We start from the raw sequence: 19,657 nt of genomic DNA, 5'->3' as shown, positions 1-19,657 counted from the left end.
CTACGGGCGGGCGCCGGTGATCCGGTCCAGGTCGAGATTGCCCTCCGGCCCCGTGGTGCCCGGCGGAAGGGCCAGCGCGGTGCCGACGGCCGGCGGGAGCGGCCCGTGGCCGAGCAGCCCGGTGACCAGTTCGGCGGTGAGCCGGTGCCACTCCGGGGCGCGGCGCAGCATCGCGTGGTCGCTGCCCCGGATCGTCACCGAGCAGGTCCGGGCACCCGCGCGCCGGGCCCGGGTCGCCGTGGTCTGCGAGGCGAGCGGGCTGGTGGTGTGGTCGCGGTCGCTGTGCAGCAGGACCACCGAGCGGCCGGAGAGCTGGGTCACCGGGTCGCCGGGCGGGCACCAGGGGGCCAGGCCGACGACGCCGCGTACCAGCGGGTGTCCGGCGGAGCGCAGGGCGGCCCGGCCGCCCATGGAGTGGCCGACGAGGATCACCGGGACCTCGCCGTACTCCTCGGCCACCGCGTCCAGGGCGCGGGAGGTGTCCCGCAGCGGGTCCTCGCGGGCGCCGTTCCAGCCCCGGTGGGTGTAGCGCACCGCGGTCAACCGCACGTCGCGGCCCCTGGTGGCGCGGGCGATGGACCGGCCGAAGGGGCGCATCCGCAGACCGGGCAGGTTCCACGGCGGCGGCGCCTCCAGGCCCGCTTCCCGGCCGCCGTGCAGCAGCATCACCACGGCCCGGGGCGTCTTCCCCGCACCCTTGCCGCGTCCGCCCTGGCGCGGCAGCCCGTCGAGCCCCCCCCGCGCCACCGCGTCCTCGTGGCGCCCCGGGGACTCCGCCCCAGAGGTGGCGTCGGTGCCGGGCGGCGGTTCGGCGTCCTGGGCCCGCTCTGTCCTCATGTCGGTCTCTCCCCCATGTGCCGCGACCGGGCCCGGTGTCCGGGGCGGGGCTGCGGCGGTGATCGTGACGGTGGGCGTGGTCGGATGGCGGTGTCCGGGGCTACGTCCCGGCCACCTGGGCGTCAGCGGATTCCGCCGGTGCGGGGCCGGTTCCGGTGAGGCGGGCCCGTGGAGCCGGCCTGGCCGGAGGCGCGCGGACCCGGTCGTGGGCGTCGTCGCGGGCGGCGGCCGGCGCCCCGGCCGCGCGAGCCGAGGGGACATCAGAGCACGCTCTCCCGCCCCGTTTCCACCCATGGCCTCAGCTTGCCCGTACGCGGGAAGGCCAGGCTCGCGCAGGCGTACGGGAAGCCGGAGGCCCGGTGACGGCGGCAGGGACACGGCATTAAGAACGCGTCAAGATTGCCGGTGATCGGCAATGTCTTTTCGGCCTGGCCTATGGGAGCATTCAGGAGAGTCACGGCACCGGCTTCTCACTCTGCCCCGCGCACCGGAAATGCGGAGCGGGCCCGGAACGGCACGGCGGAAATCAGGACCGCCGGTTCCGGAATCGACTGACCCCCCGTAGGCGGGGCGCGGTGGTGTGGGAGGGAAACGGCGACACGGGGAGGGGTAAATCGTGACCCTGTTTCTTGGTCTGGGAATCGCGGGAATCGTCCTGCTGGTTCTCTCCCTGATCTTCGACGGCGTCCTGGAGGGATTCTTCGGGGACTTCCTCGACGGTCTGCTCTCCCTGCCCGCCATTGCCGGGTTCGTGTCGATGCTCGGATTCGGCGGCGCGATCGTGCTGGGGACCACCGGGCTCGGCGTGGCCGGCGCGACGGTCGTCGGTGTCCTCGCCGGGATGGTGACGGGCTGGGTGGTGCTCAAGCTGAGCAGGGCCCTGATGCGCGACCAGACCGATGCGACGCCCCGCTCGGCCGACCTGTTGGGTACGGCCGGCTCCGTGGTCACCGCGATCCCGGCGAGTGGATACGGCGAGGTGCTGGTGTACCTCGGCGGCCAGCCGCTGAAACTGTCCGCCAAATCCACCGCTCCCCTCCCCAGGGGAACCGAGATCTGGGTCGAGGCATCTCTCTCCTCGACCTCGGTCTCCGTCCGCCCCGTCGAACGCTGACGGCGGCGGTACCGGGCCGGGGAGTTCCGGCAGCCGACCGCCCTTCCGGCCGGCCGATGTCTCCCGTGAAACATCCGGACGTTTCACGTGAAACACCGTCATGGGGCCGCCCGGTGTTTCACGGGAAACATCGGCCCGCGCCGGAAGGCGGCAGCGCCGCCGGAGCTCCGACCGACCGCACTGTCCGCACTATCCGCCGTCCCCCGGACGGCTTGGGGGAAGCCCAATGAGTCCAGTTGTCTCCGCAGTCGTAGGAGCCGTGGTGCTCCTCGTCCTGCTCGCCCTGGTGGTGATCACCCGGTACAAGGTCGCCGGGCCCAGCGAGGCGTTCATCATCACCGGCCGTCGGGGCAAGAAGTCCACCGACCCGGAAACCGGCCGCACCGTCACCGACAACAGCGGGCAGAAGGTCGTGGTCGGCGGCGGTGTCTTCGTCGTCCCGTTCGTGCAGCAGCGCTTCACGCTCGACCTCTCCAGCCGCCACATCCCCGTCTCCGTCCGGGGCGCGGTCACGCTGCGCGGCGTCAAGGCCAACCTCGAAGGCGTCGCCATCGTCAAGGTCGGCGGCAACGAGGACGCCATCCGCGCCGCCGCCCAGCGCTTCCTCCAGCAGCAGGGCGGCATCGTCGGCTTCACGCAGGAAGTGCTCTCCGGCGCCCTGCGCGCCATCGTCGGCCGCATGTCCGTCGAGGACATCATCCGCGACCGCGCCACCTTCGCCGGGCAGGTCGCCGAGGAGGCCGAGACCAGCCTCTCCGGCCAGGGTCTGATCCTGGACGCCTTCCAGATCCAGGACATCACCACCGAGGGCTCCTACCTGGAGGACCTCGGCCGACCCGAGGCCGCCCGCGCCAAGCAGGAGGCCGACATCGCCGAGGCGATCGCCAAGCGCGCCTCGGAGCAGGCCCGCCTGAAGGCCGCCGAGGAAATCGCCATCGCCGAGCGGACCTTCTACCTCAAGCAGGCCGAGATCAAGGTCGAGACGGAGGCGGCCGGCGCCAAGGCCAACGCCGCCGGTCCGCTCGCCGAGGCCGCCCGTCAGCAGGAAGTGCTGATGGAGCAGGAGAAGGTGGCCGAGCGCCAGGCCGCGCTGACCGACCGCGAGCTCGACACCAAGGTGCGTAAGCCCGCCGACGCCGCGCGGTACCAGGCCGAGCAGGAGGCGGAGGCCCGCCGGATCGCCCAGGTCAAGGAGGCCGAGGCCGACGCGCAGCGGGCCCGCCTGACCGGTGAGGGCGAGAAGGCGCACCGCGCCGCGCTGGCCGACGCCGTCCGTATCGAGGGTGAGGCCGAGGCGGCCGCCATCGCCGCGAAGGGTTCCGCCGAGGCGGAGGCCATGCGGAAGAAGGCCGACGCCTTCGCCCAGTACGGCGACGCGGCCGTCCTGCAGATGCTGGTCGAGGTGCTGCCGCAGGTCGTCGCCAAGGCCTCCGAGCCGCTCAGCGCCATCGACAAGATGACGGTGATCTCCACCGACGGTGCCTCCAAGCTCTCCCGCACCGTGGTGGACAACGTCACCCAGGGCATGGAGCTGCTCCAGTCCACCACCGGGATGGACCTGACCAGCGTCCTCAAGGGCATCACCGCCAAGGAGGGCGCCACCGTGCCCGCCCAGGCGCCCAACGAGGCCCCGGCCACCAAGGACGCGTCCGGGGGCGAGCAGAAGATCGACATCCGCGACTGACGCGGGGTCCCGCACACGGAAAGGCTCCGGCCGCCTTCGGGCGCCGGGGCCTTTTTCCCTGTCTGTCTGCTCTCGGTGTCATCCTGGGAGGGAACACCTACGAAGGAGCCCCCCGTGCAGCTGGAACTCGCCGAGTCGGATCTCAAGTCCGTGCTGAACCGTCTCAAGCGGGCCCAGGGCCAGATCGCGGGTGTCGCCCGCATGATCGAGGAGGGGCGGGACTGCGAGGACGTCGTGACGCAGCTGGCCGCGGCCTCCCGCGCGCTGGACCGGGCCGGTTTCGCCATCATCGCCACCGGGCTCCAGCAGTGTCTGACCGACGACCCGCAGGACGGGGAGAACCCCACCACCCCGGAGTCCCGCGAGGAGATGCGGGCCCGCCTGGAGAAGCTTTTCCTCTCCCTGGCCTGACGGCGGGCCCGGTCCGGCCGGCCGGCCCCGCGCCCTCAACTGCCGGGCACGATCACGGCACGGCCGCGCACCTGGTTGGCGTGCAGCCGCTCGTACGCCTTCGGCGCCTCGTCCAGGCTGTACGTCTCGACGTGCACGGTGACATCGCCGTCCCGCGCCAGGTCGTAGACCTCGATGAGTTCGCTGCGGCTGCCCCAGTACGGGGCGGTGACCACCGTCTCGTACGCCGTGGTGCCGAAGCCGACCTCGACCGAACCGCCGCCGATGCCGACGATCGTCACGTCGCTCTCGACCCCGGCGCACTGCTGGGCGATGGCGGTGGTCGGCGGGACTCCGGCGAAGTCGAAGACGGCGTCCGCGCCCCGCCCGCCGGTCAGCTCGCGGATGCGCTCGACCGCCTTGTCGTCGGAGACCAGCGTCTCGTGCGCGCCGACCTCGCGGGCCAGGGCCAGCTTCTCCTCGGAGACGTCGAGCGCGATCACCCGGGCCCCGGTCATGGCCCGCAGCAGCTGGATGCCGACATGGCCGAGGCCGCCGGCGCCGATGACCACGGCCGTCGAACCGGGCACCAGCTTCGGCAGCGACCGCTTGATCGCGTGGTACGGGGTGAGCCCCGCGTCGGTCAGCGGCACGTTCCGCACCGGGTCGAGGTCGCCGAGCGGGATCAGGTGCCGGGGGTCGTCGACGATCATGTACTCGGCCATGGCGCCGGGCGCGCCCAGCCCGGGCGGACGGATGTTCAGCTCTTCGGCGCGCAGGCAGTAGTTCTCCCTGCCCTGCGCGCACTTCACGCAGGCGCCGCAGCCCCAGGGCCCGTAGACGACGACGGCGTCGCCCAGCCGCACCGTGTCGACCCCCTCGCCCACCGCGACGACCACGCCCGCGCCCTCGTGGCCCAGGGTCAGCGGCAGCGGGAAGGGGACCTGCTCCGCGGGCCAGCTCATCACCGCGATGTCGGAGTGGCAGACACCGGCGGCAGTGACCTTGAGCAGCACCTCGCCGGGGCCCGGCCGCGGCACGGGTATCTCCACCACCTCGGGCGCCGTGCCCACCTCGCGGTACTGGACCGCCTTCATCGTCTCGGGGAGCTTCTCGGGCTGACTCATGTCTCTCCTTCGCGTCCGTGCGCTGTCCGGCCGTCGGTCGTGCCCGTCGCCCGCCCCCACAGGCCCGTACGGCCACCCCTCCCAGCCTCACGCCTCTCTTGCGATCCCGCGATCCGGGGAGGGGCCGGCGGGCCGGCTCCTACGGAAACGCCTCCCGCTGCGGCTCGACCGGCAGGGGCCTGACGGCCAAGAGGGTGAGATCGTCGGACTCCCAGCGGGCGCCCGCGATGTGGCGGGCCACGGCGTCGCCGACGTAGCGGACCAGGCGGTCCGGGCGAGCGAGGCCGGGGTCGTCGGTGAGCGCCCGTGCCAGGTCCTCCTGGAGCGGGTAGAACGTGCCGTCCCGGTCGCGGGCCTCGGTGACGCCGTCGGTGAAGAGCAGCAGGGTCTCGCCGGGGGCCAGGCCGTCGCGGACGATCCGCGGCCCCCCGCCCTCGGGCACGTCGCAGGCCAGTTCCCCCATGCCCAGTGGGACCCCGCCCGAGGAGCGCAGCGGCCGTACCCCGTCCGGTCCGACCGCCAGCGGCGGATCGTGGCCCAGAGTCACCACGTCCATCCCGGCCGTGCCCCGCCGCACCGTCCCCGGTTCGACGGGGTCGAAGGAGAGCACCACCGCCGTCGCGAACCGGTCGCCGCCCTCGTCCTGCCCCAGGTAGCGCGCGTACGCCTGCTGCCGCTTCATCCTGATTTCCAGCCGCCGGGCCACGTCCCGCACCCTGCGCTCGTGGTACCCGGCCTCGCGGAACGTGCCGAGCAGGACGGCCGAGGCGGCGACGGCGCCCAGGCCCTTGCCCTGCACGTCGCCGAGGATGACCCGGGTCCCGTACCGGCTCGGCTGGAGGTCGTAGAAGTCCCCGCCGACCCGGGCGACGTGGTCGGCGGTCACGTACAGCGCCGACCAGTCGAGGCCGCCCCAGTGGTAGGGCAGGGGGCGCAGCACGGTGTCGCGGACGACATCGGCGGCCAGGGCCAGCCGCTCCGCACGCCGTTCGCCTGCCCGGCGGATGCCGGAGGCCGCAACCGACACCATGCAGGCCACCACGACCAGCAGGAAGTCGGGGAACGCGGCTCCGGCCGTGGGCTCCAACACGGCGTCCACCAGCAGGTACGCGGCGACGGAGAGCACGGAGAAGAGCACGGTGGCCCCCACTCCGGTGAGCGCGGCCGTCAGGGCTGGGACCATCACCACCCAGGCGATCATCCGGAAGCTACTGCCGGTCCACAGTTCGCCGACGAGGATCAGCAGGAGGAGCAGCGCGGGCAGGGCCCAGATGGCGTGCCGGCCGCGCAGCCAGGGCAGGGGGCGGTCCGGGACACGGCTGGAACGCATCTGAGGGGTCGCGTCTCCCGGCACCCTGCGCATAACCGTCCTTCCGGTCGTGTCCCGCCGCGTGGTGCGCGGGGCGAACGCGTCAGTACGCCACCGAGATCCGGGTGCGCGGATGGCGATGCTGCTCGGCCTCGTCGACGACGGCCACCGCGAAGTCCTCGGCGCTGATCCGCGAGGCGTGGCTGCCGCCCGCCCCCTCGGCCGTCAGCAGGGTGTCGCCGCCGATCCGGTAGTGCCCGGTCCGCTCCCCCGGGCCGATCTCCGGCGCGGGGGAGATGTACGTCCAGTCCAGCCCTGGATCGTCGATGTCCCGGTAGAACCAGAGGACGTCCTGCTGGGCCAGTGCCTCCGGCCGGTACGCCTCGGGGAACCCCTCCTCCTCGACCAGCGGCCGGTCCGGGGCCACCTCCAGGCTCGCCGCGCCCCCGACCACCACCAGCCGCCCCGCGCCGGGACCGGTGGCGGGCCCCGGAGTGGTGGCGGCGGCCGCGCTCACCCCCTCGGCCAGTGCGACGTTGACCGCGAGGAAGGCCTCGCCCGGGTCGGAGCCGTCGCGGGGCGGCGCGACGGCGGAGATGACCGCGTCGGCGCCGGCCGCCAGTTCGCGTACCCGTTCCGGATCGCTCGCGTCGCCCGCCGTCACCACCGCCCCGGGCACGGGTGCCGCCCCGCTCCGGCTCACCGCCAGCACCTGATGGCCCCGGTGCACCGCCTCGGCGGTGATCCGGCTGCCGATCATGCCGGTGGCCCCGAACACCACGATCTTCATCGGGAGCTCTCCCTCACGTTCCTCGGGATCGCCATCTGGCGCCTTCCGCTTGGTGGTTCCGGCGCGTGAGGCGCCGGGGGACCACAACCACCCGGCCCTCGTGGATGTTTCACGTGAAACATCCACGATCGCCCCGTGATGGCCCTGACGTTTCACGTGAAACACCTGCTCATGTTTCACGTGAAACATCCCTACCCGCCCAGCCGTCCGCCTCGTTCCGTCCACGGCGGCGGCGTCCGGCGCCGGAGACCGATTCCGCCAGCGAACCACGCCCCTGTCACCCCCGCACCTCGTACGGTCCGCGCCTCCCGAGTTGCCGCCGCACGCCCGGCGGTGTGCCCTGGAAGGAGGCCGCAGACCGGCCGCACCGGAGCCGCGCCCAAGCCGTACGCCCGTCCAGGCCGCAGGGGCAGCGCGGGATGCGCGCGCCCGCGGCTCACCGGCTGAGAGGAGCCCGCCATGTCGCACGCCGCCCCGGCCAGGGGAACCACCGGTCGCTCCCACCCCACCTCCCACCACCCCGCGACGAGCAGGGCTTCGATCGGCTGGCCGCTCGTCCTCGCGGTGCTCTACGGCTGCTGGGGCGCCACCATGCAGCGCGACGCGGGCCCGATCACCTGGCGCAACGTCCTCTTCGGTATCGGCTCCGGGCTGGTCGTCGGCGTCGTCGCCTTCGTCCTGCACAAGGGGATGACGCCGACCATCCCCCGCGAGGCGCGGGCGGCGGTCTGGGCCGTCTTCGGCGGGGCGATCTTCGGCTATCTGCACAGCCTCAGCGGGGCCAGCATCCTGCGGTGCGTGGGGCTGGGCCTCGCCTTGGGGCTGGCCGTCTTCGTCTCGGTCTTCTACCGGTACTACACGAAGGAACCGGCGCTGGAGGGCTCACACCGGTGACCCGATGAGCCCCCCACGGGTGGCGTCCCGCGCGTTCCCCCGCTTCGCTGGACTCCGTGAGCAGCCCCGCGAACGCCGCGCGCCCCGACCGAGCCCCGTCCCGCGCCCGCCGCGCGGGACGGGGCTTCTCGGCGGTCGCCTCCGGGGTGCTGCTGGTCGTCACGGCGCTGCTGGTGCCGCTCGCCATCCTCTCCGGGTGGGCGCGGCTCGACATCGGCGACGCCGACGACTACGTGGGGACGATGGAGCCGCTCGCCTCGAACGAGCACATCCAGGCGGACATCGCGGCCGCCGTCACCGACCGGGTCATGCGGGAGCTGGACACCGGGCCGCTCCAGGACACGGTCGCCGAGTTCGTCGAGAGCGCGATCCGCTCGTTCACCACCACGGAGACCTTCCGCACCGGCTGGAACGCCGCAAATCGGGAGGCGCACGGCGCCGTCCAGCGCGCCCTGCGCGAGGGCGACGGGAACGGCGCGGTCACCCTCAACCTCGCCCCCATCACCCAGCAGGTGAAGGACCAGCTGGAGGCCGACGGTGTGCCCTTCGCCGACCGCGTCCCGGTGGAGGACGTCGAGGTGACGATCCTGGAGGCGCACCGCTTCCCGGCGGCCCGGCAGAGCTTCCGCCTCCTCCAGGAGGCCGGACTCTGGCTGGCGGGCGCCGCCGTGGTGACCGCCGCCGTCGGCATCTTCCTCGCCCGGCGCAAGGTCCGCGCCGCCGTCCTGACCTGCCTCGGTGGGGCGCTGACCTGCGGGGCGCTGCTCGTCGGCATCGTGATCGGGCGGCGGGCGACCCTCGACGAGCTGCCACCGGACGTCTCCGAGGCGTCGGCCGCCGCCGTCTTCGACGCGCTGGCGAGCGCGCCGAGGACCCTGGCCTGGGCGGTCCTCGGCGGCCTGCTCGTCCTGGCGCTCGTCCTCGCGGTCCTCGCCGGGCTCGGGCGCGGAGGCCCGGCCCGGCGCTGACCTGCATCTCTTTCGGGTGACGCCCCGGCTCAGACGCCGATGTCGCCGCCGTCGGCGCGCCACACCGCGACCACCGACGGGCGGACGATCCGCCCGGGTCCGTCCGGCCACTGCGAGGCGGGCTTCTCCACGGAGGCGCCGTCGACCTCGCCCGGGTGCTGCACCGCGACCAGGACCCGCCGGTCCTGGATGACCGGGCCGCAGGTCTCGGCGCCGGTCGGCACGGTGAGGAACTGCTTCAGCTCACCCTTGCGCGGGCCGCTGGTGGCGACGCCGAAGAGCCCGTCGTGGGAGCCGAGGGCGTTGCCGTCGGTGGAGATCCAGAGGTTGCCGTGCGGGTCGAAGGCGACGTTGTCCGGGCAGGAGATCGGGCTGACCTTCTCCTTGGGGAAGCCGGCGAAGTACGTGGCCGGGTCCTCCGGGTCGCCCGCGACGAGGAAGAGCGACCAGGCGAACCGGGTGCTCGTCGGGTCCTCGCGGTACTCGGTCAACTCCAGGACCTGGCCGTGCTTGTTGGCGTTGCGCGGGTTGGCCTCGTCGGCCGGCGCCTTGCCCTCCTTGCCCCGGTCGCTGTTGTTGGTCAGCGCGATGTAGACCTTGCCGGTGCGCGGCGAGGGCTCGACGTCCTCGGGGCGGTCCATCTTGGTGGCGCCGACCTTGTCCCCGGCGAGCCGGGTGAAGACGAAGACCTCGGCGGCGCTCATCCCGGGCACGTGCGAGACGTCGCCGCGCGGGCCGGCCGTGGCCAGCGGAATCCACTGGCCGGAGCCGTCGAACTCGCCGTCGGCGGGCAGCTTTCCGGTGCCGTCGATCTGGTCGGCCGGCGAGTCCCCGGTGAGCTTGGCGACGTACAGGGTGCCCTCGTCGAGCAGGGTCAGGTTGTGCTCGCGGTCGGCGCGCGAGTCGCCCTTCCGCATCCGCTTCGAGGAGACGAACTTGTAGAAGTAGTCGAACTTCTCGTCGTCGCCCATGTAGACGACCGGCCGCCCGTCGCGGGTCAGCCGGGGCTGCGCCGCCTCGTGCTTGAACCGGCCCAGCGCGGTCCGCTTGCGCGGTGTGGAGTCCGGGTCGTACGGGTCGAGTTCGACGACCCAGCCGTGGCGGTTGGCCTCGTTGGGCTCCTTGGAGAGGTCGAAGCGCCGGTCGAACCGCTCCCACTTGCGCTCGGAGGCGCCGCCGGAGATGCCGTACCGCTTGAGGCGGGCGGCGGTCTCGGGGTCGGTGACCTTCTCGGCGTGGGCGAAGTACTGGTTGAAGTTCTCCTCGCCGTGCAGCGTGGTGCCCCACGGGGTGGTGCCGCCCGCGCAGTTGTTGAGGGTGCCGAGGACGGTGGTGCCGCGCCGGTCGGCGCTGGTGCGCAGCAGCGGGTGGCCGGCGGCGGGGCCCGTGACCTCGAAGCGGCTGGTGGTGGTGAGGCGGCGGTTGAGGCGGTGCCGGCGGACCGGGGTGAGCTTGCCCGAGCGGCGCTCCTCCTCCACGACGACCACCGAGAGGCCGTGCGCGGCCCAGGCGATCTCGACCTGCTCGCGGGTCGGGTTCTCCGGGTCGTACCCGGCGAACATCAGGACCTCGTCGGTGTACTCGTGGTTGGCGACCAGGACCTGGCGGCGGGCCCCGCCGTGCTCGCGACCGCGCTCGTCCAGCGGGAGCAGCGAGAGGAAGTCGTTGTTGTAACCGAACTGGCCCGCCTGCGCCTTGGCGCTCTGGCGTTTCTCGTCGAACTCCGGGGCGCCGCGCAGGATCGGGTCGCCCCAGCGGATGACGACCTCCTGCGCGTACCCCTTCGGGACGCTCACCTGGTCCCGGGTGTTGGGGGCGACCGGAGTGAACCGCAGGCCGCGCGCCGCCGTCCCGTTCCCCGTGCCGGGGCGGTGGCCCCCGTGGCCGGGGCGCCCGCCGTGGGCGACGGCCTGCTCGGCGCCGGGGCCGACGACGGCGGCGCCGGCCGCACCGGCGACCGTGACGACGGCGGCGGCGCGCAGGGCCGACCTTCTGGAGATGACACCGGCGATCACGTCACCGACGTAGGCGTTGTCACTGGTGTTGGGCGTCTCGTGGAAGCAGGCGTCCCCGCAGCGGAACCGGCAGGTCAGCGCCGAACGGCCGCCAGGGTGCGATCCGATCAGCGGAAGCAGCTTGCGCATGGTCTCCTCCGTCCGGGCCCCGGCACCGGCGCCCGTCTGCGCCGGCCGACCGTGAAAGCCCCGGTCGGCCGCGACGCTAGGAGGGCAGCCGGGCAACGCGGCGGACGCGAGTTGAACGGAGCGTGAACCCCCGGCGCACGGGCCCCGGTTGCCCTGTGGTGGAGTACGCCGGGACGATGGGCGCCGTCACCCGGCCGACCCTCCCCAAGATCACCCGTGCGGGCGGCTAACCTTACGTGTCCGCCCTGGCCAGAACCGGGGGCCCGGGCGCGCCCCGGGACTTCGCCGCGACGGGGACCAACTCACGCGAAGGGTTGCGCAGGTGACTCGGGTGTTCTCGCCGCCGCGTGACCGCGCGGGCTGCCACCGCCGCGAGGCCGGTGGTGCCGCCCTGGCCCGCCCGACCCGCACCGACTTAGGGACCGTGACCGGTTCCGTCGGTCACACTGCTTGAACCCCGATCCTTCCCCGCCCCACCCTTTCTCTCGCCCCACCATCTCGAAGGCTCCGCGTCCCGCCGGACGCGAATCGCCACGCACGTGCAAGATCGGCTGCCGCGCCCTCGTGGCGCAGGGCTGGAATCGATCCCCCACCGGCTGGAGCCGGTGGCCCCCTCGAAAGGAACCTGATGGGCATTCTCAGTCTCCTGCGGAACGCGCTCGGCCGGTCACGCAAGAACCGGGACGCATCCGAGGCCGGTTCCGGCACCGGGACCGAGAACACCACGGCGGTCCCCCCGGCCCGTACCGGTGACGCGTCCCCCGCCGCCGAGTCCCCGGCGCCCGCCACCGACGCCCCGGCCGTCCCCCCGGCCCGCGCCGAGGACCCGCTGGCCGCGGATGGCGCGGACCACACCCCCGACCTGGTCGCCGCCGCCTTCGACCGCGAAGCGGCCGGCGTGCCGAGCCCCCAGCGCTCGCCCGAGGACGACCCGGACGCCGTCCTCGACACCCCGGCCCCCGCCCCGAAGACCGCCCCGGAGCCGGAGCCGGAGCCGGAGCCGGAGTCCGCCGCCCCGGCGGAGAAGCCGAAGCCGGAGGCCGAGCCGAAGTCCTCCGCTCCGGCGGAGGAGGCCAAGGCCGCCGCCCCGGCCGCCGAGCCGGAGGCCGCCGCCCCCGCCACCGAGCCGGAGGCAAAGCCGGCGCCCGAGCCCGAGGCCGCACCGGCCGACCCGGAGCCCGCCGCCGAGACCCCGGCCGCCGAAGCCCCGGCCGCCGAAGCCCCGGCCGCCGAGGCCCCGGCCGCCAAGTCGGACGCACCCGAGGCTCCGGCCGCCGAGCCGGTGTCCGACCCCGCTCCGGAGAAGGCGGCCGCCCCGGCCGAGGCCGACGCGGACTCCGCCCGTACGGCCCCGGAGGCCGAGACCGGGGCGAAGGAGGCGGCCGAGCCGATCGTCGCCGCCGTACCGGCGGACCCGGAGGTGCCCGAGGCCCTGATCACCGAGCCCTCGATCTTCGACCCGAAGCCGGAGGCGGCCCAGCCCGCCGCCGACCCGGAGCCCGTACCCGAGCCCGCCGCGAAGGCCGAGCCGGAGCCGGCGCCCGCCCCCGAGCCGGTCGCCGAGTCCGCCCCCGAGCCGGCCCCCGCCCCCGAGCCGGAGCCCGCCAAGCCGGTCGAGAAGGCCCCCGAGCCCGCGAAGGCGGCGGCCAACTCCCCCGCGAAGCCCGCCAAGTCCGCCAAGTCCGCCAAGACCGCCAAGCCGCAGGCGACCGGGCTCCCCGTCGCGGACGCCGCCCAGGCGCTCGCCGACGCGGGTCTGACCGGGACCAAGGCCAAGGTCTACCTGGTGCTCGACCGCTCCGGTTCGATGCGCGGGTACTACAAGGACGGCAGCGCACAGTGCCTCGGTGAGCAGGTGCTGGCGCTGGCCACCCACCTCGACCCGGCCGACGCCCCCGCCGTCCAGGTGGTCTTCTTCTCGACCGACATCGACGGCAAGGGCGAGCTGACCCCGGAGGCGTACGAGGGCCGGATCGACGAGCTGCACGCGGAGTGCGGCCGGATGGGCCGGACCAGCTACCACCGGGCGATCGAGGAGGTCACGGCATTGCACGAGGCGTCCGGGGCCACCGAACCCGCGCTGGTGATCTTCCAGACGGACGGCCCGCCGGACGCCAGGACCGCCGCGACGCAGGCGCTCAAGGCGGTCTCCGGCGCGCCCCTGTTCTGGCAGTTCGTGGGCTTCGGCGAGAGCGAGCACAAGAACTTCGAGTACCTGCGGAAGCTGAACACCTCGCACACCGGGTACTTCCCGGCCGGTCCGGCTCCCCGCGAGCTGACCGACGCGGAGCTGTACGCGGGGCTCCTCGCCGCCTTCCCGGGGTGGCTGGCGGCCCGCGCCTGACCCCCTCTGACCTGTGCGGCCCCCGGTCCCCGGACCGGGGGCCGCCCGCGTTCCACGCCCTGAAACGCGGTGAAGCGATCTTCGGGGGGCCGTTAGGATTTCGTCCATGGCGGCCAATGGAAACGAGAAGCAGGGGACGAAGGCGTTCTACGTCACGACCCCGATCTACTACGTCAACGACGCTCCTCACCTGGGCCACGCCTATACGACCGTCGCAGGCGACGTGCTCACGCGCTGGCACCGTCAGCGCGGCGAGAAGGTGTGGTACCTCACCGGCACGGACGAGCACGGTCAGAAGATCATGCGCACCGCCGACGCCAACGGGGTCAGCCCGCAGGAGTGGTGCGACAAGCTCGTCACGGAGGCGTGGAAGCCCCTGTGGGAGCACCTGGAGATCGCCAACGACGACTTCATCCGCACCACCGAGAAGCGCCACACCGACCGCGTCCAGGAGTTCGTCCAGGACCTGTGGGACAAGGGCGAGATCTACAAGGGCGGCTACGAGGGCCCGTACTGCGTGGGCTGCGAGGAGTACAAGCTCCCCGGTGAGCTGCTCGACGGCGAGGGCGACTTCGCGGGCGAGAAGCTCTGCCCGGTGCACAAGAAGCCGGTGGAGATCCTCAAGGAGGAGAACTACTTCTTCAAGCTGAGCGAGTACGCCCAGCGCCTCCTCGACTTCTACGAGGCCAACCCGGGCTTCATCCAGCCCGAGTCCGCGCGCAACGAGGTCCTGAACTTCGTCCGCCAGGGCCTCACCGACCTGTCGATCTCCCGCTCCACCTTCGACTGGGGCGTCAAGGTCCCGTGGGACGACAAGCACGTCATCTACGTGTGGGTCGACGCCTTGCTGAACTACGCCACGGCCGCCGGGTACGGCGCCGACCAGGCCCGTTTCGACGCCACCTTCCCCGCCGACGTCCACCTCGTCGGCAAGGACATCCTCCGCTTCCACGCGGTGATCTGGCCCGCCATGCTGATGGCGCAGGGCCTCCCGCTCCCCGGCCGGGTCGTCGCCAACGGCTGGCTGCTGGTCGGCGGCGAGAAGATGTCCAAGTCGAACCTGACCGGCATCAAGCCGCAGGACCTGACCTCGCACTTCGGCGTCGACGCGTACCGCTGGTACTTCCTGCGCGCGATCTCCTTCGGCCAGGACGGCTCGTTCTCCTGGGAGGACTTCTCCGCCCGCTACACCAGCGAGCTGGCCAACGACTACGGCAACCTCGCCTCCCGCGTCGCCGCCATGGTCAACAAGTACTTCGGCGGCGAGCTGCCCGCCGCGACCGCCTCCGGCGAGGCCGAGAGGGCGGTCCAGGAGGGCCTGGCCAAGGCCGTCGCCACCGCCGACCGCGCGATCGGGGAGGAGCTGGACTTCCAGTCCGGCATCCTCGCCATCTTCGACTTCGTCAAGCAGGTCAACGGCTACATCACCGAGCAGGAGCCCTGGAAGGTCGCCAAGGACGACAGCGAGGAGGGCCGCGCCCGCCTCGCCACCATCCTGTACACGGCCGCCGAGTCGCTGCGCGCCATGGCCGTCCTGCTCAACCCGGTGATGCCCGACACCTCCCAGAAGCTCTGGGACTCCCTCGGCGCCGAGCCGCGCCTCGGCCCGCTCGCCGGGCAGCGCATCGACGAGACCGCCGACTGGGGCCGCCTCCCGGCCGGCGCCACCGTCACCAAGGGCGCCGTCCTCTTCCCCCGCCTGGAGGAGAAGCCGACGGCCTGACCAGCCGTCCCCCGCCTGCCGAAGCGGCCCCCTCACCGGGGGCTTACCGCTTCGGCGTCTCCAGCCGTGCTCGCCGTGCTCGCCGCGCTTTGACATAGGTATGACGCCATACCTATCCTCCTCCCCGTGGACACGACAGCGCGCACGCCGGACGGGACGACGCCGGCCGAGGGCTCCGCCGACCAGCTCGCGCGGCGGCTCGCCCTCGTCCTCCCCGCCCTGTACCGCGCCCTGGACCGCCGCGTCGACGCCGACTTCCCGCACGCCAAGCCCGCCGAGGGCCAGATCGCCCTGCTGCGGCTGATCCGCGACCGGGCGGGCATCACCGTCCGGGAGGCGGCCGAGGTGCTGCTCGTCAAGCCCAACAACCTCAGCGCGACGGTGACCCAGATGGCCGCCGCAGGACTGGTCGAGCGCCGCCGGGACCCCGACGACAAGCGCGTCACCCACCTCCACCTCACCCCGACCGCCGCCGAACGCACCCACGCCGTCGACGAGTTGATCGGCGGGTACGTCGAGCAGGCCCTGGCCGGCCTCAGCGACGGCGAGCGGGGCGCACTCGGCGCCGCCGTCGGAGCCCTGCACCTGCTGGAGCGCGGACTCCACCCGTCCGCCTCCTGACCCCGCGCCACCGGCCCCGTACGGCCACCCGTCCCCCTGCGAGGAACACCCATGCCCACCCGGACCCCCGAAGCACCGCCCGAACCGGCACCCGCACCCCCGTCGCCCACCCGGCGCGGCAACCCCTGGCTGACCCTCATAGCCGTCGCCTTCGGGCTCTTCATGGTGGCCCTGGACGGCTCGGTCGTCTCCATGGCCAACCCGGAGATCGGCCGCGACCTGAACGCCGGCACCGCCGACCTCCAGTGGGTCACCAACTCCTACCTGCTGGCGCTCGCCGCCGCCCTCATCCTCGGCGGCAAGCTCGGCGACCGCTTCGGCCGCCGCACGTACTACCTGATCGGCGTCGCCGGCTTCACCCTCGCCTCGGTCGCCATCGGCCTGGCCGGGTCGATCGAGGGCGTCATCGCCTTCCGCGCCGTCCAGGGCTTCTTCGGCGCGTTGCTGATGCCGAACACCCTCGGGCTGCTGCGCGCGGTCTTCCCGCCGAAGAAGTTCGGCATGGCGGTGGGCATCTGGGCGATGGTCTCCTCGGTGTCGACCGCGCTGGGCCCGATCGTCGGCGGCCTGCTGGTCGAGCACGTCAACTGGGAGTCGGTCTTCTTCATCAACGCCCCCGTCGGCGTCCTCGCCCTCGCCTTCAGCGCCTGGGTGCTGCCGCAGGCCAAGGGCGAGGAGGGGCGCGGCGCGCGCTTCGACATCCCCGGGGTGGTGCTGCTCGCCCTCGGGCTGCTGCTCGTCGTCTTCGCCGTCGTCAAGGGCGAGACCTGGGGCTGGGCTTCCCCGGCCACCGTGCTGACCCTGCTCGCCGGCCTCGCGGTCCTGGTCGCCTTCGGCCTCTACGAGAACCGGGTCGCCCACCCGCTGCTGCCGATGCGCCTCTTCCGCAACCCCGCGCTGACCGTCGGCACCGTCATCACCGCCGTCAACTTCTTCGTCCTGCTCGGCGTGATCTTCTTCGTCATGCTGTACCTCCAGAACGTGCGCGGCTACAGCCCCGTCGAGTCCGGCGTACGCACCCTCCCGCTCAGCCTCGCCTCGGTCGTCGCCGCCCCGCTCGGCGCCGCCCTCACCGGCCGCTTCGGCGCCCGCCTGACGATGCCCCTCGGCATGCTGCTCCAGGCCGGCGCCTCCCTCGGCATCCTCGGCTGGGGCCTGGACACCGCCTACGCCGTCCTCTGGCCCCCCTTCGTGGCCCTCGGCCTCGGCATCGGCATGGTCATGGCCGCATCCTCGGACGCCATCGTGGGCAACGCGCCCGTCCGGGACGCGGGAGTCGCGGGGGGCCTCCAGTCCACCGCCCTCCAGGTCGGCGGGGCGCTGGGCACCTCGGTCCTCATCTCCCTGATCAGCAGCCGGGTCTCCGCGACCTTCGGCCCCGAACTGGCCTCCGCCGGAGTCCCGGCCCCGGTCGCCGACGGCCTCGCCGAGGCCAAGGACGCCGTCGCCATGGGCGTGGCCCCGGTCGGCCCCCGCCTCCCCGAATCCCTCCACGGGCCCGTCACGGAGGCGGCCGGGCAGGCGTTCCTCAACGGCGTCCACGCCGCCGTCTGGGTCACGGCCTGCCTGTGCGTGGCGGGGGCGGTGGCTTCGGCTTGGGTGCTGCGGCGGCCGGTGCCCGCCCCTGAGTAGGGCTGGACTCACGGACCGGCCTCAAGCGCCGGCCGGGCTGATTCAGCCCGGCCGGCGCTTGAGGCCAAGAGCCCGGCCGGCGCTTGAGGTCACCCCACCAGGAACCCCAACGCAGTAGCCACCCCCGCCGCCGTCCCCGCGCACACCTGCCCCACCGTGTGGTAGCCCAGCGCCACGCGCGACCAGCACACCGCCGCCGTCAGCGCGTACGCGGCAACCCATGCCGGATGGTGCACCACGGCCAGTTGCGTCACCACGGCCGAGGCGACGGCGGCGTCCACGGAGATCTTCCAGACCGTGTTGACGGCGAGCAGGACGATGGTCATGGCCCACAGGGCCAGCATGGTGACGAGGATGTCGCGGGGTGCGCCCCCGGCCACCATCACCAGGGAACCGGCGCCGATGGAGCCGAGGATGACGAAGAAGATCGGCGCGCGCTTGGTGCGGTCGACCACGTGGCGGTCGCCCCAGGCGCCGCGTCCGCGCTGCCATTCGATGTAGCCGGCGGGTATGAGGCCGGCGCAGAGGGCCCCGAGGAAGCCCCAGAGGAGCCCGGACCAGTGCCCGCCGGCCGCCGCGAGGCCGATGCCGAGCATCCCGGCGAGGAGGACGTTGCGGGGCTGGAGGATGTCGGTGACGCGGCGGGCGGTGAGGTTCTCCGGCGTCTCGGGGTGGGTGGGGGCGGTGCTGGTGGTCATCGGGTCGGCTGCTCCGGGGAGTTCGGGGTGGCGGCGCCCGGCCCGGCGGTCTCGCCCGCGCGGGCGGCGGCGAGGACGGCGGTGGTGCGGGCGGCGGGGATGGTGCGGCAGGCGGCGGCGACCCGGACGAGCCAGGCGACCTCGCCCTCCTGGTCCTCGGCCTGCCGTGGGTCGGTGGCGGGGGCGGCGGCCCCGGCGGGTACGCCCTCGGCGTGGGCGGCGAGGGCGGCCCGTATCCAGTGGGCGTCGGTGCGCGGGCCCCGCTCGTCGGGGTCGGCCGCTCCGGCGGTGTCCTCGGCGGCGGCCGCGCGGGCGGCGTCGGCCAGGTGCTCGGGGGCGTAGTGGCGCAGCTTCTCGACGGCGTCGGCGATGTCGGCGGACCAGCGGTCGACGCGCAGGTCGGCCGGGGTGTCGAAGCGGGTGACCTCGCGCAGCAGGGAGGCGGGCGGGGCGAAGGGCTGCTCGGGGAAGGCGGTCATCAGCTCGCGCCAGAGCGGGTGCAGCCGGGCCTGGGCGCGCCAGAGGCGGGCGCGGCGCAGCCCGGTGGAGAAGGCGGGCAGGGAGGCGCCGACGGCGAAGAGGACGAAGAGCAGGACCTGTCCGGCCTCGGTGACCTTGTCGAAGGTGTCGGCGAACTCCACGCTCGGCTGGTCGACGACGCTGACCCACATGAACAGGGTGCGGCTGGCGGTGTAGGCGACGCCGATGAACATGGCGGCGGTCATCATCGACAGGCCGACGCGCAGGTGGCGGGCGGTGGCGTCGGCGGTGGCCAGCTTCCACTGGTAGGCGCAGACGGCACTGGCGGCGCCGAGGTAGACGTAGAAGACCGTCATGTAGAGGGTGGCGCCGGGCTGGCCCGCGTGGTCGGAGACGAAGCGGTCGGAGGGGACCGAGCGGTCGACGACGGTGAAGAAGAGGACGGTCAGGAGGATGAGGGTGGCGACCGAGGCCTTGGCGGCGATGCGCTGCACGAGGCGGGCGAAGCGGACGTGGCGGGGGACGGCGCCCCGGTCCGGGTAGCGGCCGTAGATGGCGACGATGTAGCTGAGGATGGCGAGGATCGCGATGGTCGCCGTGTAGTGCTTGATGAGGACGGCGAGGTCGGTGACCGGGCTGTCGTTGAGCGTGGTGCGGACGATCTCGGTCTTGGTCCACAGGGCGGCGGCGAATCCGGCGTAGCAGCCCCAGAGCGCGCGTCTGCGCCGGTCCTCCTCGTCCCCCCAGAGGGCCGCCGGCATCCGCCACAGGGCGACGGCCGTCATCAGCACGGCGACGAGGTAACCGGCCAGATCGAGGGTGCTCACACGGGGTCCTTGGGTGGGGGTGCGTGGCCCGGGCACGAAGTGGGGCCGGGCGGTGGGGGCCGTCCGAGGTTAGTG

Annotated in this window: 16 protein-coding genes; 9 read left to right on the top strand and 7 right to left on the bottom strand. The window is 73.4% G+C overall.

Going from position 1 to position 19,657, the window contains the following annotated elements; genetic code table 11:
* Positions 1-837, bottom strand: a complete 837-nt coding sequence (locus OIM89_RS14590) for an alpha/beta hydrolase (protein WP_030696996.1) — start codon at positions 835-837, stop codon at positions 1-3.
* 616 nt (positions 838-1,453) lie between these two features.
* On the opposite strand from OIM89_RS14590, the gene OIM89_RS14585 reads away from it, so the two are divergent.
* The 3 genes from OIM89_RS14585 (at position 1,454) to OIM89_RS14575 (ending at position 4,046) form a co-directional block, all read left to right on the top strand.
* Entirely contained in the window at positions 1,454-1,951 is a 498-nt protein-coding gene (locus OIM89_RS14585) for a hypothetical protein (protein WP_264491336.1), read from the top strand.
* A 226-nt stretch (positions 1,952-2,177) separates the two neighbouring features.
* Positions 2,178-3,635 (top strand): flotillin family protein, encoded by a 1,458-nt coding sequence (locus OIM89_RS14580; RefSeq protein ID WP_030696998.1) that lies wholly within the window; start codon positions 2,178-2,180, stop codon positions 3,633-3,635.
* A 114-nt stretch (positions 3,636-3,749) separates the two neighbouring features.
* Positions 3,750-4,046 (top strand): metal-sensitive transcriptional regulator, encoded by a 297-nt coding sequence (locus OIM89_RS14575; RefSeq protein ID WP_008416063.1) that lies wholly within the window; start codon positions 3,750-3,752, stop codon positions 4,044-4,046.
* A 35-nt stretch (positions 4,047-4,081) separates the two neighbouring features.
* On the opposite strand, the gene OIM89_RS14570 is transcribed toward OIM89_RS14575, so the two are convergent.
* From OIM89_RS14570 to OIM89_RS14560, 3 genes are all read right to left on the bottom strand, one after another.
* Positions 4,082-5,122 (bottom strand): NAD(P)-dependent alcohol dehydrogenase, encoded by a 1,041-nt coding sequence (locus OIM89_RS14570; RefSeq protein ID WP_047466543.1) that lies wholly within the window; start codon positions 5,120-5,122, stop codon positions 4,082-4,084.
* A 169-nt stretch (positions 5,123-5,291) separates the two neighbouring features.
* Complete coding sequence (locus tag OIM89_RS14565) at positions 5,292-6,482, bottom strand: PP2C family protein-serine/threonine phosphatase (RefSeq protein ID WP_030697000.1); 1,191 nt, start codon at positions 6,480-6,482, stop codon at positions 5,292-5,294.
* A gap of 82 nt (positions 6,483-6,564) precedes the next feature.
* Positions 6,565-7,251: an NAD(P)-dependent oxidoreductase gene (locus OIM89_RS14560; RefSeq protein WP_030697001.1), complete on the bottom strand. Its 687-nt coding sequence runs from the start codon at positions 7,249-7,251 to the stop codon at positions 6,565-6,567.
* 459 nt (positions 7,252-7,710) lie between these two features.
* Between OIM89_RS14560 and OIM89_RS14555 the strand changes: the two genes are divergently transcribed.
* On the top strand, positions 7,711-8,145 hold the full coding sequence (locus OIM89_RS14555) for a hypothetical protein (protein ID WP_030697002.1): 435 nt from the start codon (positions 7,711-7,713) through the stop codon (positions 8,143-8,145).
* A gap of 56 nt (positions 8,146-8,201) precedes the next feature.
* Positions 8,202-9,113, top strand: coding sequence for a hypothetical protein (locus OIM89_RS14550; protein ID WP_030697003.1), 912 nt, complete (start codon positions 8,202-8,204; stop codon positions 9,111-9,113).
* A 29-nt stretch (positions 9,114-9,142) separates the two neighbouring features.
* On the opposite strand, the gene OIM89_RS14545 is transcribed toward OIM89_RS14550, so the two are convergent.
* On the bottom strand, positions 9,143-11,257 hold the full coding sequence (locus tag OIM89_RS14545) for a PhoX family protein (RefSeq protein WP_030697004.1): 2,115 nt from the start codon (positions 11,255-11,257) through the stop codon (positions 9,143-9,145).
* Between the two features lie 628 nt (positions 11,258-11,885).
* On the opposite strand from OIM89_RS14545, the gene OIM89_RS14540 reads away from it, so the two are divergent.
* The 4 genes from OIM89_RS14540 to OIM89_RS14525 all read left to right on the top strand — a co-directional run bounded on the left by OIM89_RS14540 (position 11,886) and on the right by OIM89_RS14525 (position 17,577).
* Positions 11,886-13,601, top strand: a complete 1,716-nt coding sequence (locus OIM89_RS14540; RefSeq protein ID WP_264491335.1) for a VWA domain-containing protein — start codon at positions 11,886-11,888, stop codon at positions 13,599-13,601.
* Positions 13,602-13,707: 106 nt separating this feature from the next.
* Positions 13,708-15,324, top strand: a complete 1,617-nt coding sequence (metG, locus tag OIM89_RS14535) for a methionine--tRNA ligase (protein ID WP_217465896.1) — start codon at positions 13,708-13,710, stop codon at positions 15,322-15,324.
* A gap of 126 nt (positions 15,325-15,450) precedes the next feature.
* Positions 15,451-15,945: a MarR family winged helix-turn-helix transcriptional regulator gene (locus OIM89_RS14530; RefSeq protein ID WP_047466221.1), complete on the top strand. Its 495-nt coding sequence runs from the start codon at positions 15,451-15,453 to the stop codon at positions 15,943-15,945.
* A 51-nt stretch (positions 15,946-15,996) separates the two neighbouring features.
* A complete protein-coding gene (locus tag OIM89_RS14525; RefSeq protein ID WP_047466219.1) occupies positions 15,997-17,577 on the top strand; it encodes an MFS transporter in 1,581 nt (526 codons plus the stop codon).
* Positions 17,578-17,666: 89 nt separating this feature from the next.
* Here the strand turns inward: OIM89_RS14525 and OIM89_RS14520 are convergent, their stop codons facing one another.
* The gene (locus OIM89_RS14520; RefSeq protein WP_030697009.1) at positions 17,667-18,275 is read right to left on the bottom strand and encodes a hypothetical protein; all 609 of its coding nucleotides are present in this window, start codon (positions 18,273-18,275) and stop codon (positions 17,667-17,669) included.
* Positions 18,272-19,582: an MAB_1171c family putative transporter gene (locus tag OIM89_RS14515; RefSeq protein ID WP_226964120.1), complete on the bottom strand. Its 1,311-nt coding sequence runs from the start codon at positions 19,580-19,582 to the stop codon at positions 18,272-18,274. Before OIM89_RS14515 ends, OIM89_RS14520 begins: the two co-directional genes overlap by 4 nt.
* Positions 19,583-19,657: the final 75 nt, after the last annotated feature.

The sequence above is a fragment of the Streptomyces sp. BI87 genome (assembly GCF_025957665.1).
Taxonomy (GTDB): Bacteria; Actinomycetota; Actinomycetes; order Streptomycetales; family Streptomycetaceae; genus Streptomyces; species Streptomyces albidoflavus.
This window is presented reverse-complemented; position numbering and strand designations above follow the sequence as displayed.

Bases quoted from the DNA above. Each gene is read 5' to 3' on its own strand.
- OIM89_RS14540 (WP_264491335.1), top strand. From the start codon at position 11,886: ATGGGCATTCTCAGTCTCCTGCGGAACGCGCTCGGCCGGTCACGCAAG.
- OIM89_RS14565 (WP_030697000.1), bottom strand. From the start codon at position 6,482: ATGCGTTCCAGCCGTGTCCCGGACCGCCCCCTGCCCTGGCTGCGCGGC.
- OIM89_RS14580 (WP_030696998.1), top strand. From the start codon at position 2,178: ATGAGTCCAGTTGTCTCCGCAGTCGTAGGAGCCGTGGTGCTCCTCGTC.
- metG (WP_217465896.1), top strand. From the start codon at position 13,708: ATGGCGGCCAATGGAAACGAGAAGCAGGGGACGAAGGCGTTCTACGTC.
- OIM89_RS14525 (WP_047466219.1), top strand. From the start codon at position 15,997: ATGCCCACCCGGACCCCCGAAGCACCGCCCGAACCGGCACCCGCACCC.
- OIM89_RS14545 (WP_030697004.1), bottom strand. From the start codon at position 11,257: ATGCGCAAGCTGCTTCCGCTGATCGGATCGCACCCTGGCGGCCGTTCG.
- OIM89_RS14570 (WP_047466543.1), bottom strand. From the start codon at position 5,122: ATGAAGGCGGTCCAGTACCGCGAGGTGGGCACGGCGCCCGAGGTGGTG.
- OIM89_RS14590 (WP_030696996.1), bottom strand. From the start codon at position 837: ATGAGGACAGAGCGGGCCCAGGACGCCGAACCGCCGCCCGGCACCGAC.
- OIM89_RS14555 (WP_030697002.1), top strand. From the start codon at position 7,711: ATGTCGCACGCCGCCCCGGCCAGGGGAACCACCGGTCGCTCCCACCCC.
- OIM89_RS14560 (WP_030697001.1), bottom strand. From the start codon at position 7,251: ATGAAGATCGTGGTGTTCGGGGCCACCGGCATGATCGGCAGCCGGATC.
- OIM89_RS14520 (WP_030697009.1), bottom strand. From the start codon at position 18,275: ATGACCACCAGCACCGCCCCCACCCACCCCGAGACGCCGGAGAACCTC.